General features: G+C 56.7%; 9 protein-coding genes. 2 read left to right on the top strand and 7 right to left on the bottom strand.

Translation table 11 applies throughout. From position 1 onward, the window contains the following. Nucleotides 1-219: 219 nt before the first annotated feature. The 4 genes from RCH87_RS04220 to RCH87_RS04205 all read right to left on the bottom strand — a co-directional run bounded on the left by RCH87_RS04220 (nucleotide 220) and on the right by RCH87_RS04205 (nucleotide 5,904). Entirely contained in the window at nucleotides 220-1,251 is a 1,032-nt protein-coding gene (locus RCH87_RS04220) for a S1 family peptidase (protein WP_306515485.1), read from the bottom strand. Beyond that, a complete protein-coding gene (locus tag RCH87_RS04215; protein WP_306515484.1) occupies nucleotides 1,251-4,286 on the bottom strand; it encodes a fibronectin type III domain-containing protein in 3,036 nt (1,011 codons plus the stop codon). Before RCH87_RS04215 ends, RCH87_RS04220 begins: the two co-directional genes overlap by 1 nt. 164 nt (nucleotides 4,287-4,450) lie before the next feature. Continuing rightward, nucleotides 4,451-5,482, bottom strand: coding sequence for an LLM class flavin-dependent oxidoreductase (locus RCH87_RS04210; protein ID WP_284795392.1), 1,032 nt, complete (start codon nucleotides 5,480-5,482; stop codon nucleotides 4,451-4,453). Nucleotides 5,483-5,589: 107 nt separating this feature from the next. Next, the gene (locus tag RCH87_RS04205; protein ID WP_284862446.1) at nucleotides 5,590-5,904 is read right to left on the bottom strand and encodes an SdpI family protein; all 315 of its coding nucleotides are present in this window, start codon (nucleotides 5,902-5,904) and stop codon (nucleotides 5,590-5,592) included. A 345-nt stretch (nucleotides 5,905-6,249) separates the two neighbouring features. On the opposite strand from RCH87_RS04205, the gene RCH87_RS04200 reads away from it, so the two are divergent. Next, nucleotides 6,250-7,680 carry an aldehyde dehydrogenase family protein gene (locus RCH87_RS04200; RefSeq protein ID WP_306515483.1) on the top strand — a complete coding sequence of 477 codons (1,431 nt, stop codon included), beginning with the start codon at nucleotides 6,250-6,252 and terminating at the stop codon, nucleotides 7,678-7,680. On the opposite strand, the gene RCH87_RS04195 is transcribed toward RCH87_RS04200, so the two are convergent. From RCH87_RS04195 to RCH87_RS04185, 3 genes are all read right to left on the bottom strand, one after another. Further along, on the bottom strand, nucleotides 7,677-8,549 hold the full coding sequence (locus RCH87_RS04195; protein WP_306515482.1) for an ATP-binding protein: 873 nt from the start codon (nucleotides 8,547-8,549) through the stop codon (nucleotides 7,677-7,679). The two genes, RCH87_RS04200 and RCH87_RS04195, sit on opposite strands and share 4 nt — an antisense overlap. 114 nt (nucleotides 8,550-8,663) lie before the next feature. After that, entirely contained in the window at nucleotides 8,664-9,188 is a 525-nt protein-coding gene (locus RCH87_RS04190) for a hypothetical protein (RefSeq protein WP_306515481.1), read from the bottom strand. Nucleotides 9,189-9,237: 49 nt separating this feature from the next. After that, complete coding sequence (locus RCH87_RS04185) at nucleotides 9,238-10,941, bottom strand: alpha-keto acid decarboxylase family protein (protein WP_306515480.1); 1,704 nt, start codon at nucleotides 10,939-10,941, stop codon at nucleotides 9,238-9,240. Nucleotides 10,942-11,067: 126 nt separating this feature from the next. Between RCH87_RS04185 and leuS the strand changes: the two genes are divergently transcribed. Further along, a complete protein-coding gene (gene leuS, locus RCH87_RS04180; RefSeq protein ID WP_306515479.1) occupies nucleotides 11,068-13,956 on the top strand; it encodes a leucine--tRNA ligase in 2,889 nt (962 codons plus the stop codon). The last annotated feature ends 17 nt before the right edge of the window (nucleotides 13,957-13,973 follow it).

Genomic DNA, 13,973 nt, shown 5'->3' with positions numbered 1-13,973 from the left:
GTGTAGCTGAAGTCTCGGCTTCAAAAACATCAGGAGCCACAAGATTGCACCAGGAGTGCCGCCTGCGCATGTTGCAGCATGAAGAGCCAAGCGCGGCGGAGGCCGGGTGGTTGTTTTAGTTGCCACCCGGCATCATGGCATGGCTGGTACTGGAATCGGGGTGGGGCTGGGAAGGAACTACCCCAATTTTAATGACAACCCGAAAGCTTCTGCGCTGAGTTAGAGCAGTGTGTAGCCGCCGTCGTTAAGGAATTGCGCAATCGGTTGAGCAACCTGATGGATAGCATCTTCTTTCAAACCACCCGAGACGATACCCACAGGGAAGACGTTGCCGTTGTGGGTGGCAAAAACCGGTCCGCCGGAGTCGCCGGGCAGAGAAATCGCGTTGTAAATCAACTGCCCGTCAGCGCCGAGACCATAGTATGGCCCGCACGAAAGACCAGTTCGCGCGCCCATTCGGCACAGCCGTGGCTTGTGCTCTTCTGTCCAGTTGGTGTTCTGCACCGTAGCGGTGGTCATCTGCTGGTTTTTCCAAAACAGCTGCACCCGGGCATCAACCATCGCGGGATTATCGATTTTGATCAGCCCTTTGTCGTAGCGCCCGATGTCGCCGTGGTTTTGAAACTCTGAATAGGTCATTGTTCCCACCACGTGCTGCCTGCCCTCAGGATCTTCCATGCTGAAGACATCGCCTTCCCGGCCACAATGCCCGGCGGTCAGGATGAACTGCTCGCCATTCTTTTCGACGATCCATCCCACCGAACAATACGATCCCAGCCGGGTATTCGTGATGCGCGCACCTGGGGTGATCTTTCCGGGATTCTCGAGGAATTGAAAAGCTTCACCTTCGGCGTAGATCTTTTGCCCGCCGACCTCATGCCAATCGATGTTTTGCTCACGGCTGAAGATCGGAACCTTAGTGATCTTTTCGACAACCTTCGGTTGCTGTTCGGGCTGAGCAGGGTCTTGCACCGGCGGCATTTGCGGCAGTTTTGGCAGTGGCTGTGGAGCCGGATCTTTCGGCGCAGGTGCCGGCTGTGGTTGTGGTGCAGGCTTCGGCGCGGGAGCAGGACGGAAGGATTGCCACGGGGCATTGCTGGATCCAAAGCTAGATTGTGCAGCAGCGATACTCTCACCACCGAGGTGGAGAGTTCCGCTGAGCACCCCGGCGGCCAGGCAGGCCGTGAGCAGCAGGCGTCCGGCCCGCTTCTGACTGCGAGCAGGTGCCGCAGTTGGTGTGTGCGTGTGCATTAGCGGCGCCCTCCGAAGAGGTTCTGGAAGAAGCGTTCCGCGTTGGTCAGGAATTCATTGACAACGGGGACGTTATGACGCAATCCCTGCAGCGCGGCACCGATGCCTGCGAACACCAAACCGATTCCGCCGATAGCAGCGATTGCGGTGAACCAATTATTGGTCGACTTTTGGGTTGGCGGGATGCTTGGTGCCGGCTCTGGTTTGGTTTCTGGTTTCGTCTCTGGCTGTGTTTCCGGAGTGTTGCTTGGTGGAGTCATCTCCGGAGCCTGGCCTGGGGTTTCGCCTGGTGCGCCTGGGTTGGTTGGTGCTTCTGGAACACCTGGAGCACCTGGAGTTCCCGGAGCCGCTGGAGCTACCGGCCCGTTGGTGACGACGAGATCCTGGGAGGTATCGAGCTCACGGTTGGTTTGCGACAACGCATGCGCGGCCAGCGTGCCGATCACATACTGCTCATTGGGGTCCAAAACGTTGCCCGGAATGTTGATTGTCTTCACGAAGCTGCCGTTGTTCAGCTCATTCATTCGTACCCATTCGGCGGCAACTGGACGGCCCACCGGTGCGGACTTGCCGACGTTCCACTGCGATTTCTTATACACCGCAACGTAGACACCCTGCGAGGCGCCTTCGCCGACGAACCCCGCACCGCGGACAGTAATGTCACCACCCGTGGCAGCATTTACCGTCGTTGTAGAAACATCCAGCGTCGGAGTGGCAACTGCCCCGTCTTTGACCTTGAGCAAAACGCCGTAGTCATATTCGTGGTTGCCGTGCTTGTCGACGCTTACCACGAAGTATTTTTTCTTCGGGTTCAGCGTATTAGCGGGGATTTCCAGGTTCTGCGAGAACTTACCATTGGTGACCTTAGCCGTCGTAGAAGCCAGAGCTTTCTTCGCGGTGTCGGAGTTGAAGATTCCGTTTTCAGGAATATCGGCGTCTTCCAGGACATAGAGATTCATCTCTTTGCCGTTCAAGTAGCCGGTGCCGTTGACGGTGATCGTGTTTGCTTTCCGGCTATCCAGCGGTGTTTCTGGGAACAGGGTCAGGTCAGGGTCGATGCCTTGTTCTGGTGTTTCCGACAGGAAGATTCCGGAATATGCAGACCACTCGGTTTCGCCGTTTTCGGTGATGACCTTGATCTGACCGCGGTAGCGCTGACCTTTCTTCAGTCCGGTGAACTCAGCGTACCCATTAGCCATTTCGCTTGGGGTGATGAAGTCATCGCTTTCCTGGTTGCCTTTGTCGTCGACAGGCACCAGGCGAGCTTCAACTTTCGTGATGTCCTCGTAGCCAGCTAGCGAGTAGAACAAACCGGCCTTGGAATAGTCCTTCGCCGATGCCGGGCTGATGCGCGGAGCATCAGGGGTTTTCAGTGCCTTATTTTCTGGTGTTTGCTTCCCAGGCTTTGCTGGGGTCGACGGTGCAGGCTTTGCTGGGGTCGACGGTGCAGGCTTTGCTGGCTTGGAAGGTTTTTGATCCTGGGACGGCGCAGGCGCAGGAGCTGGTTCCGACGGTGCTGGCTGCGATGGTTGCGGCGTAGGCTTAGCTGGTGCTGGAACGTCTGGTTTAGCTGGACCTTCAGGCTTCGCTGCTGGTGGCTGCGGTGCATCGGGATCGACGACGGTGACGGTCTCGCTGAATTTTTCTTCGGTCCATTCTGGCGTACCGAATTCATCGCGGTTCAGGTTGGCTTTCACGCCTACGCGGTACGTACCCGGTTGACGGCCAACAAAATCAGCGGTGGAAATTTGTGGACCACGGTCGAGATGGTTGACATAAGTGTTCTGTCCGTCGTTTTCTCGGTACAACGTGATGCGAATGCTTGAGCCGCGTTTGTCATTTTCTGCAAGCTTCCACCGCGCGGTTACTGTGTCATTCTTGGCGCTTGCTTGGACTTCTGCGAGTGATTGGGAAGCGAGTTTGACTGGTTTTGCGAGGTCCAATCGACGATCAATAGGCAGCATCTTTCCGCCAGCAAGGGTGCCTATTTGATAGGAATCGCCTTGCACGAGGCTGATTTCACCTGGATTAATCTGAATCTTCTTGGTGAAGGTGCCATTGACAATCTCTTCGGGCTTGATGTGCACCGAGACGCCCTTTTTCTCGATGTCGCGCGGTAATTCTCCTGGGGTCCACTTAGAAGCAGCCCAAAATACGAGGTAGACACCTTCTTGTGCAGCCGGACCGGTGTATCCTTTACCGGATACCGTGAATTCACCGCCTTTGGCGAGGTCGATTGTGTCGGTATCGACTGTGAATTGCGGATTGGGATCTTCACTGACGACAAGCGGTTCACTGGTTTCGGAAGGTCGCGAATTTCCAGTCGCACTTTGTGCCTCTACCGTCGCGGTGTAAGAAACCCCAGCTTTTAGATTTGGGAATTCAGCGAAGTTATCGGGATACGTGCTCGTGCCCGTAACTTTTTGTTCGAGAGGGCCAGAACCATCATTAGGCTGCATTTTCACAACGTAGGTGTGAATCCGGGTGCTGCCTGTAGAGCGGCGGTCCCATTCGACGCGTGCCGTCTGGCCTTTCTTGAGCTGTAGGTATGGCTTGTGTGGTGCTTCAGGAGCCTGTGGCTTGTCAGTGGTGGTCAGGATCCGTGATTGGCTGAACTGGGAATTTTCGACACCCCGCACCGCAAACACGCGGACCACATAATCACCAGGTGCTACATTTGCGAACTGATAATGTGTTGCGTTGCCAGCAACGAATTGATCCACAACGGGCTTGCTAGTGACAGGTTTTCCGTTCTGCACTTTCAAAAGTTGCACTTGGTGATAGCTCGTCTGAAACTCTGCTGGCGCAAGTTCCCATTGTGCTGTGATGAGCTGCCCTTCGGCGAGCACGCCGGTTAGCTTCGGACCTTCTGCGCGAGAAGTATCTTGATCCTCGGTCGAGGCTTGTGGCTCCTGAGCAGCCGGAGGAGGGGTGAAGTCCTGTGCATGTGCGGGAGTGAGTGTGCCGAATCCAAGCGACAGAGAGGTCAAACCTGCCACCGTTACCTGCATCCAGAGGCGCCGATTATTTTTCACAGTCAGAGCAATCCTTTCAAGGAAGTGGGAATAGAGTAAATACTCTATTGAAAATCAGTTAAAGGTTAGCCTTAGGTTGTGAACTTAAGCCAGGCCAACCTTGGTCATATTCAGCACTGCGTTTAAAAGTTGATGCGTACTATGCGAAAAATCGGCGCCAAGAACTAACGGTTCGCAGGCTCCCAACCCAAAGCGGGGGCCACATGCTCGGCGAAATTCTGCAAAAGCCGCAGGTTGAGATCCACACCCAGCTGGTTCGGGATCGTTAGCATCAAAGTATCCGCCTCCATCACGGCGGCGTCGTCTTTGAGCTGCTCGATCAATTGCTCCGGCTCGCCGGCATAAGTGCGGCCAAACGTGGACTCATAACCATCAATAATGCCGATTTGATCATTCCCGCCACTCATGCCAAATAATGCACGATCCCGGTCGCTGACAATCGGGAACACACTGCGGCTCACCGACGTCCGCGGCGTCCAATCATGCCCAGCCTGCCGCCACGCCTCGTGGAAAGCCTGCAACTGCGCCGCCTGCAAATCACCAAAAGCTTCACCAGTGGCCTCCGTCAGCAACGTGGAACTCATCAGGTTCACACCCTGCTCAGCGGCCCACTCGGCAGTTTTCTTCGTTCCAGCACCCCACCAGATATTGCGCTGCAAACCAGGCGAATGTGGCATCACTGGTAGCGGAGTACCTGGCTGGTAAATCGGTGGATACGGATCCTGTGCAGACTTGACGACGGCCTCACCACGTACGCCCTGCATAAACTTCGCGAATTTCTCCCGGGCAAGATCTGCCCCGCGCGGATCGTCGGAACCGGTGTAGCCGAAAGCCTCCCAACCGCGGTGCGCAGGCTCCGGTGATCCCCGTGAAACCCCCAACGCGACCCGGCCGTCGGCAAGCAAATCCAGTGCGGCGGCCTCTTCTGCCAAGTAGAAAGGGTTTTCGTAGCGCATATCGATCACGCCGGTACCGACCTCAATGTGCTTTGTTCGCGCGGCAATCGCAGAAAGCAACGGCATCGGCGCCGCCCCCTGTGGGGCAAAATGGTGCACGCGGAAATACGCGCCATTCACGCCAATCTTGTCTGCCTCCACGGCAAGCTCCAGCCCCTGCTTGAGGGTCTGCTGGGCGTTAGGCCCACGCTGGCCGGGGAACTTGTAATGTCCGAAGCTAAGGAATCCGAATTTCTTCATATCAACCAGTGTAGTTGATGTGTCAACAAGGTTCGAGGTGGGACAAGGACGGCTGCATTAGTTTGTAGTTCAGCGTGCGGATTTCTCAGAGAGAAATATCCCCATCCCTATTTGATAGCAGCATGAGCCTTTCTAGACGCGAGCAACACCATACCAACCAAAAGCACAACAACGGGCATGCTTATCCAACCGATTAAAGAATCACTAGCCACTAGGCACGCCGCGCCTCCTACGAACAAAGGAATGCTACTGATTTTCAAATAGTTTGCCGCGGCCTTATGTCCTTTGAGCCAAGCTTCATCACTAGCCAACATCTCTGGGGTCCTAATGCCAACCAGACTATTCTTACGAAGTGTCCCCTGACCTGCCTTTATTCCTATCACCAGAACACCAGCCCCAGCAAGGAGCCATGTTACGGTCATAATGATTGAGAATACGGTCATTTCACTCCTTTCTCTTCGTTATTTGTTTTGTTTCTTCCCGAAAGTCCAGCAATTTCAATCCATCGGTCCTCTAACCTTCGCAGCATTCATCACAGCGCACCTAATTCCTCAAAGTAGCGTCGCGCGCCGGGGGGCAGGTCTAGCACTGGGCTATCTTCGACGCTGTCTAGCGTGATCTTGGTAGATCTGCGCATCCTGTGTTCTCCTTGGAGTTAACTGTCATAAAGCTGTTGTGAGACGTAACACTATCACCGGGGTTACACATTCTATATGCTTAGACTCAGATCACAATAGAAACTTTTCTTGCACATCGAAGGAGTTCCCGTGTCCGAAACCCATGCCCTGACCACTTACGACGCCATCCTGGACGCCATCACCACCGACAGCGACAGCGATGGCACCGCCGAGATCCACAACCCCGCCACCGGCGAGCTGGTCGGCACCTACCAGGTCCACGACGACAACGACCTCAACGATGCTGTGGCTGCCGCCCGTGCTGCGCAACCAGCCTGGGAAGCGAAAGGCGATCACGCTCGCTGCGAACTGCTGAACAAATTCGCCGATGCCATTGAAGAAGCCGCAGAACCACTGGCCAAGTTGCTCTCACAAGAACAAGGCAAACCACTCAACGGACCCAACGCCCGCTTCGAGGTCGGCGCGTGTGCCGCGTGGTTGCGCGCAACCGCCTCATTTGAATCACCGGATTACACCGCCGTTGATGATGACATTACCGCTACCGTGCACTACCGCGCGCTGGGTGTTGTCGGTGCGATTGGTCCATGGAACTGGCCGATGATGATCACCATCTGGCAAATCGCCCCAGCACTACGCATGGGAAACACCGTCGTCGTCAAGCCTTCTGGCTACACCCCACTATCGGTCAGTGCGCTGGTTGCCATCGCGAATACTGTGTTGCCGCAGGATGTGCTGCACATCGTTACCGGTGATGGTGGGGTTGGTGCAGCACTGACCACGCACCCGGACGTCGACAAGATCATGTTTACTGGTTCGACGGAAACCGGAAAGAAAATCATCGAGGCTTCTGCCAACAACATCACCCGCCTGACCCTGGAGCTTGGCGGTAACGATGCCGCCGTAGTACTTGACGACGTCGACCCGGAAGCGATTGCCGAAGACTTGTTCTGGGGTGCGTTTATCAACACTGGGCAGACCTGTGCTGCAGCTAAGCGTATCTATATTCCGGATGCGATCTATGATGAGGTGGCCGAAGCGCTGGTAGCTGTGGCCAAGCGCATGCCGATGGGCAATGGTCTGGATGAGAATAATGTGTTAGGCCCGTTGCAGAATAAAGCGCAGTTCGACATTGTCGATGGTTTGGTCAAAGCCGCCAAAGATGGTGGCGGGCGCGTGCTTGTTGGTGGTGACCCGGATTATGATGCGCCGGGGTTTTTCTATCCGGTAACGATTGTGGCTGATATTGATCCGGATAACCCATTGGTTGCCCAAGAACAGTTCGGCCCGGCGGTACCGCTGATTCGCTATTCCGAGTTGGATCAGGCGATCGAGTGGGCCAATAGCTTGGATGTGGGGTTGGGTGCGTCGGTGTGGTCGGCGGATGCGCAGAAAGCCCGCGAGGTGGCTGCGCGTTTGCAGGCTGGCACGGTGTGGATTAATAAGCATGGTGCGGTGGATCCGCGGGTGCCGTTCGGTGGTATTAAATCCTCCGGTTACGGCGTGGAGTTTGGTACTGAGGGGTTGAAGGGGCTGGCCTACCCGCAAGCGATTAACACTTAGCGGGGAGTGTTTGGCGCTGTTGCGATCCAGCGGGTTCCCGAGCCGCGTTGTGGACCAGTTGGATCGATTTGTGCTCGACCCAATGTGCGCAGATGGCGCAGCACGTTGGTGATTTCACCACGCGATATGCCGAAACGTTCTGCTAATTCCGCTGCAGCAACGGAGTTGCCGTCCTGGAGCTGCGCCTCAATGCGCTCTTGGACGCTGGCAGCCGCGGTGGGCAGATCCTTGCCGGACAATTGTGCCACCTGCGCGGATAATACCCATTCATCTGCATTGTTTATGCGCTGAACAACGCCGTAGTCTTCGAGTGCATTTAATAGTTCACGAGCTTCGAGCTGAGATGTTTGGGTGCTATGCGCAGTTTGCTTGAGGGTTATCAGCGGTGCGTGCCAGAGCTTCCACAGCACGAGCATTGTGTTTAGATTATGGATGATTTCATCGCCGAATCTCGCTGTGAGTTCGTGAATTGCTTGAATGAATGCAACGTCAGGGTTTCCAGCGGCAGAAATGATTTCGACAAATTCGTCGGTAGCGATTACTTCTGGGACTTCACGTCCAGTGTTCAGCATCGCCAACCACATACGATCAAAACCGCGAGATGATTCTTCGGCTAGCCCAATCGCACGCATGCTCGCCATTAACCGTCCGTTTCGGGGGACGGATTGTGTTGTGAGGAGACGGTTTTCGTCGACACCAGGGACCAATGGACCGGGTGACCACACTTTCAAGATGCGTGGCGACTGGTCGATGACGACCGGCTTCTCCGTGCGCCAGTCGCGATGGATGATGGCATTGGTGATGGCTTCGTCGATAGCTTGCGCAGGAAAACGAGGGATTGCCGACTCTTGCCCGCTGTCGAATTGCACCCGGACCATTTCTTGGTCAGCTCGTTCTAGAATGAGCCGACGCAACGCTGGCAGTGCCTCAAGCAATGGAGCAGAAAACTCTGTGGCTTTTGGGTCCGCTCCGGGTAATGCTCGTCATAGGTGGCGAATCGTGACTTGTGTTGTGGCTGCAGGCGTAAGCAGAATTTCACCTGCACGTTTTAGGCTGTCATCGTCGCTGAGTAGCCCGACCTCGCGCAAGAGTGCCTGGGCGCCGGTTGGAGTGGCAGCGTCGATGCCGCGGCGTCGGCGGTGTGAGCGTAACAGTCGCCGCAATTCAGTGAGGACTTCATGAGACAAATCTTCTACCGGATAGGAAGAAATACGATTGGAATAGTCATCATCCTCTCGGATACGACGGATCAGGCGGCGTTCTTCTTCCGACATCGCACGGCAATTAGTGCCATCACGTTTTGTGGGCGTGACATCCATAGCGTCGAATATAGGCAAAATCCCAGGAAGTTGTTTTCTGCGCGGTTTTTCTTCTTTAAAACAACTAGCAAACAACTTGGAAACAACTTGTGCGGTTTTAGGGCAGCGAAATTGGTTATTTTCCCAGCTCAGAATAGTTGTTGCTAGTTGTTTAGAGTTGTTGTTAGTTGTTTCAATAAATAACAACAACTGCAATTCCGGACCTCTTAGTTCCGCGGAGTCTTAGTTCCGTGACCTCTTAGTTCCTAGGCCCACGCGGACCGTAATCGAATTCCGCGGTCATCGGTCCGAAGGCCTGCAGGCCAGCGGGGGCATCTTCTGGGTCCAGGTGGATTTCCAGGAACGCGCCCTTGTCGCTGTTATTAATAGCGGCGAAGGCGTCGGCAAGCTCGTCTTCAGTGCGTGCGGTATAAGAAACCATCTCGGTTCCGGGGACAAAAACCTCCGGTAACTTGTGATAAGCCCAATCGGCGATGTCGTTGTACTCGCGGTCCATGCCCAAGATGTAGCGCTCGATGGTGTAGCCGCGGTTGTTCAACAACACGATGATGGGTTTTTGCTTCTCCCGCAGAATCGTCGACAATTCCTGGGCGGTCAACTGGAAAGACCCATCCCCGATGAACAACAGGTGGCGAGTATCCGCATCGGCCATTTGGCTGCCCAGCAAAGCTGGCAGGGTATAACCAATCGAGCCCCAAATAGCACTGTTGATGTAGCGAACATTCTCCGGCATGCGCTGCGGTCCCAAACCAATATTGGAGGTTCCGGCCTCCGCAATAACCGTGTCACCAGGACGAATGAACTCGCGCACCTGTGGCCACAAGCGTGCCTGCGTCAGCTCGGCACCGGCGCGGACCTCAAAAGGCTCCGGCAGTACTGCCTCCGGGTTCACGCTGCTGGGCTGATCGTCCGAGTTCGCCGCGCCAGCCCCGTCGGCAGCCGGCAGCCGCTCCACCAAGCCAGCCAGCACCTCTGTGGTGTCCAGGCCCACGATGTGCTCGCCATAAATATTGACGTGCTGGTCACCGAAATCCACGATGTTTTCTTCGTGCAACTCATGCGAGAAACTACCCGAGTTCACCTCAATGAATCGCGGGGTGCAGGTGAGCAAGAAATCCGAGCCCTCCACGCGCTCGCGCACACCCGGCCACGAGGCCTTGCCGTTATAGGTGCCCAAAAACAGTGGGTGCTGCTCGCTCAACAGTGCCTTGCCGGAAGCCATTTGTGCATACGGCAGCTGGATCTTGTCGACGAGCTGGGCAAACAAATCCAAGAATCCGTGGCGCTGCGCGTCCTGGTCGACGAGCAGCACCGGGTTTTCCGCGGCCGCGAATTCCTGCACCAATCGCTCCAGTACGGCCTCGAGCTGCACCGGATCCGATGGTTCGAGCGAGGTATCCAGTGGTTCGTCTGGCACGTTGATGCTCAGGTGCGAGATATCAGAAGGCAGTTGCAAGTGCACTGGGCGTTTTTCCCGCAGGCAGGTCCGCAGAGCGCGGTCAATCTCGTCGACTGCGTTCATTGGGGTAATGCGCTCAGCCAGCGCGGTGAATGGCCGCAACGAGTCGAGCATGTTGCCGAAGTTGCCGTCGGCAAGCGTGTGATGCAGCAACCAGCGCTTTTCGGTGGCAAACAGTGGGGGAGCGCCGGCGATGGAGACCAGCGGGATGTGTTCGCAGGCAGCCCCGGCCAGGCCATTGAGTGCGGAGAGCTCGCCAACACCGTAGGTGGTCAAAAGGCACGAGACCCCGCGGGCGCGCGAGTAGCCGTCGGCAGCATACGCGGCGTTGAGCTCATTGGTGCTGCCCACAAAGCGGATGCCGTCGGCAGCTTCGATTTGTTCCAGCCAGTTCAAGTTGAAATCACCCGGCACACCAATCACTTCAGTGATGCCGATTTCTTGCAAGCGACGAACCAGAAAATCTCCGATGGTCATTCGCATGTCTAATTAACCTTTCTAGGAAAAACAAAATGGTTGCCGGCGGGATCAGCCGGGAATAACCCAGAATCTGCGCTGTCCTGTGGTCTCGCGTGGTCGCAGGCCCTAAACCTATTAGACTATAAAACCATGAAAGAAGCGCGCGAAAACACAGAAAATCTTAGTGCTGAAAATGCCAGCAACACCGGCCCAGCCCACCGCTATACCCCGCAGCTCGCCAATGATATCGAGTCGCGGTGGCAGCAGTACTGGGACGAGACGGGCACGTTCAATGCGCCAAACCCCACTGGTGATTTAGCTCCGGCAGACGGCGCCGCTCTTCCCGAAGACAAACTCTTCGTGCAAGACATGTTCCCGTACCCGTCGGGCGCGGGCCTACACGTGGGTCACCCGCTGGGGTATATCGCCACGGATGTGTTCGCCCGGTTTAACCGTTTGCTGGGCAAAAACGTGCTGCACACCTTGGGCTATGACGCTTTTGGTTTGCCGGCTGAGCAGTATGCGATCCAAACCGGAACCCACCCGCGCACGACGACGGTGGCGAATATCGCGAATATGCGTCGCCAGTTGGGTTCGCTGGGGCTGGGTCATGACAAGCGCCGTTCGGTGGCCACCATTGATCCAGAATTTTATCGCTGGACGCAGTGGATTTTCTTGCAGATCTACCAGTCGTGGTTCGATGAGCAGCAGCAAAAAGCGCGCCCGATTGACGAGTTGTACCCGCTGCTGGAATCTGGCGAGCTGGCCACCAAGGACGGCCGCGAGTATGCGTCGTTAAGCGAGGAAGAAAAAGACCGGGCCGTGGATGAATTCCGCCTGGTGTATCTGAGCGATTCCACGGTGAACTGGTGCCCGGGCTTGGGCACGGTGTTGGCGAATGAAGAGGTCACCGCCGATGGCCGTTCTGAGCGCGGCAACTTCCCGGTGTTCCGCAAAAACTTAAAGCAGTGGATGATGCGCATTACCGCGTATTCTGATCGCCTCTTGGATGACCTCGAACTGCTGGATTGGCCGGAGAAGGTGAAATCCATGCAGCGCAACTGGATCGGCCGTTCCCGCGGTGCGGAGGTCGATTTCCGCTGCGAGGGCCACGACATCACGGTGTTTACCACGCGCCCGGACACGCTTTTTGGCGCGGAATATGTTGTGTTGGCCCCGGAGCACCCGCTTGTCGACGCTTTGCTCTCGCCGGTTCCATACGACGATGACGTCGACGCACGCTGGACTTATGGTCATGAGGACCCGAAGGAAGCGATCGAGGCCTACCGTAGTGACATCGCCGCGAAGTCGGATTTGGAGCGCCAAGAGAATAAGGAAAAGACTGGCGTTTTCTTAGGTAGCTACGCCACCAACCCGGTCAACGGCAAGAAGTTGCCGGTCTTTACCGCAGATTACGTATTGACCGGCTACGGTACGGGCGCGATCATGGCTGTGCCCGCCCACGACGAGCGTGATTACGAATACGCGCAGGTCTTTGGCCTGCCGATCACCGAGGTCGTCGCCGGTGGTGATGTCTCCGCGGCAGCGCACACCGGTGAAGGCACCTACGTGAATTCTGCGAACGACGACGGGTTGGATCTGACCGGCAAGTCCAAGGCAGAGGCCATCGCTGCCACGATCGACTGGTTGGCTGCTCGCGAGCGGGGCGTCGAAAAGATCCAATACAAGCTGCGCGACTGGCTGTTTGCCCGCCAGCGTTATTGGGGCGAGCCATTCCCGATCGTCTACGACGAGGCCGGCCGGCCACACGCGATCCCAGAGGATCAGCTGCCGGTGGAGTTGCCGGAGGTTGATGACTACCAGCCGGTGTCCTTCGATCCGGATGACCACGACACCGAGCCGCAGCCGCCGCTGGCGAAAGCGCGCGAGTGGATCGAAGTAGAGATGGACTTGGGCGAAGGCACCAAGACCTACTACCGCGATGCCAACGTCATGCCGCAGTGGGCAGGTTCGTCCTGGTACCAGATGCGCTATATCGATCCGACCAACAGCGACGCTTTCTGCGATATCGACAACGAGCGCTACTGGACTGGTCCACGCCCGCAGGTCCATGGCCCGAACGATCCGGGCGGAGTGGACCTGTACGTCGGCGGCGTGGAGCACGCCGTGCTGCACCTTTTGTATGCGCGTTTCTGGCACAAAGTGTTGTTTGACCTGGGACATGTGAGCTCGAAAGAGCCGTACCGTCGCCTGTACAACCAGGGCTATATCCAGGCCTATGCCTATACCGATTCCCGCGGCGTGTACGTGCCTGCCGAAGAAGTCGAAGAGCGCGACGGCGAGTTCTTCTACCACGGCGAGAAGGTGAACCGCGAATACGGCAAGATGGGTAAATCGCTGAAGAACGCGGTCGCGCCCGACGATATTGCCGAAAACTTTGGCGCCGATACCCTGCGGGTTTATGAGATGTCGATGGGGCCACTGGCAGATTCACGGCCGTGGGCTACCAAGGACGTCGTCGGTGCGCAGCGTTTCTTGCAGCGCCTGTGGCGTCTGGTGGTCAACGAGAACACCGGCGAGGTGGCCGTCGTGGATGCGGAGCTGGAAAAGAAGGACCTGCAGCAGCTACACCGCACCATCGCTGGCGTGCGCGACGACTACGAGAATCTGCGGGTCAACACCGTCGTCGCCAAGCTCATCGAGTACGTGAACTACTTGACGAAGAATTACCCGGACGGTGCTCCGCGTGCTGCCGTGGAGCCGATCGCTGTGATGGTCGCTCCGGTGGCGCCGCACATCGCCGAAGAGCTGTGGTCGCGCCTGGGCCACGAGGGCACGATCACCTTCGTGCCATTCCCAAGCTTCGATGAGAAGTATCTTGTCGACGACGAAATCGAGCTGCCGGTGCAGGTCAACGGCAAGGTGAAATCGCGCGTGTTGGTCGCTGCCGACGTCTCCCAGGATGATGCCGTGGCCGCCGCGCTTGCCGACGAGAAGGTGCTCGCGGCGATCGGTGAGAAGTCCGTGGTGAAGAAGATCGTGGTGCCTGGCCGCATGATCAACCTGGTGGTGAAGTAACCGGTATTGTGACCCGG

Source organism: Corynebacterium sp. (assembly GCF_030826625.1).
Classification (GTDB): Bacteria; Actinomycetota; Actinomycetes; order Mycobacteriales; family Mycobacteriaceae; genus Corynebacterium.
This window is presented reverse-complemented; position numbering and strand designations above follow the sequence as displayed.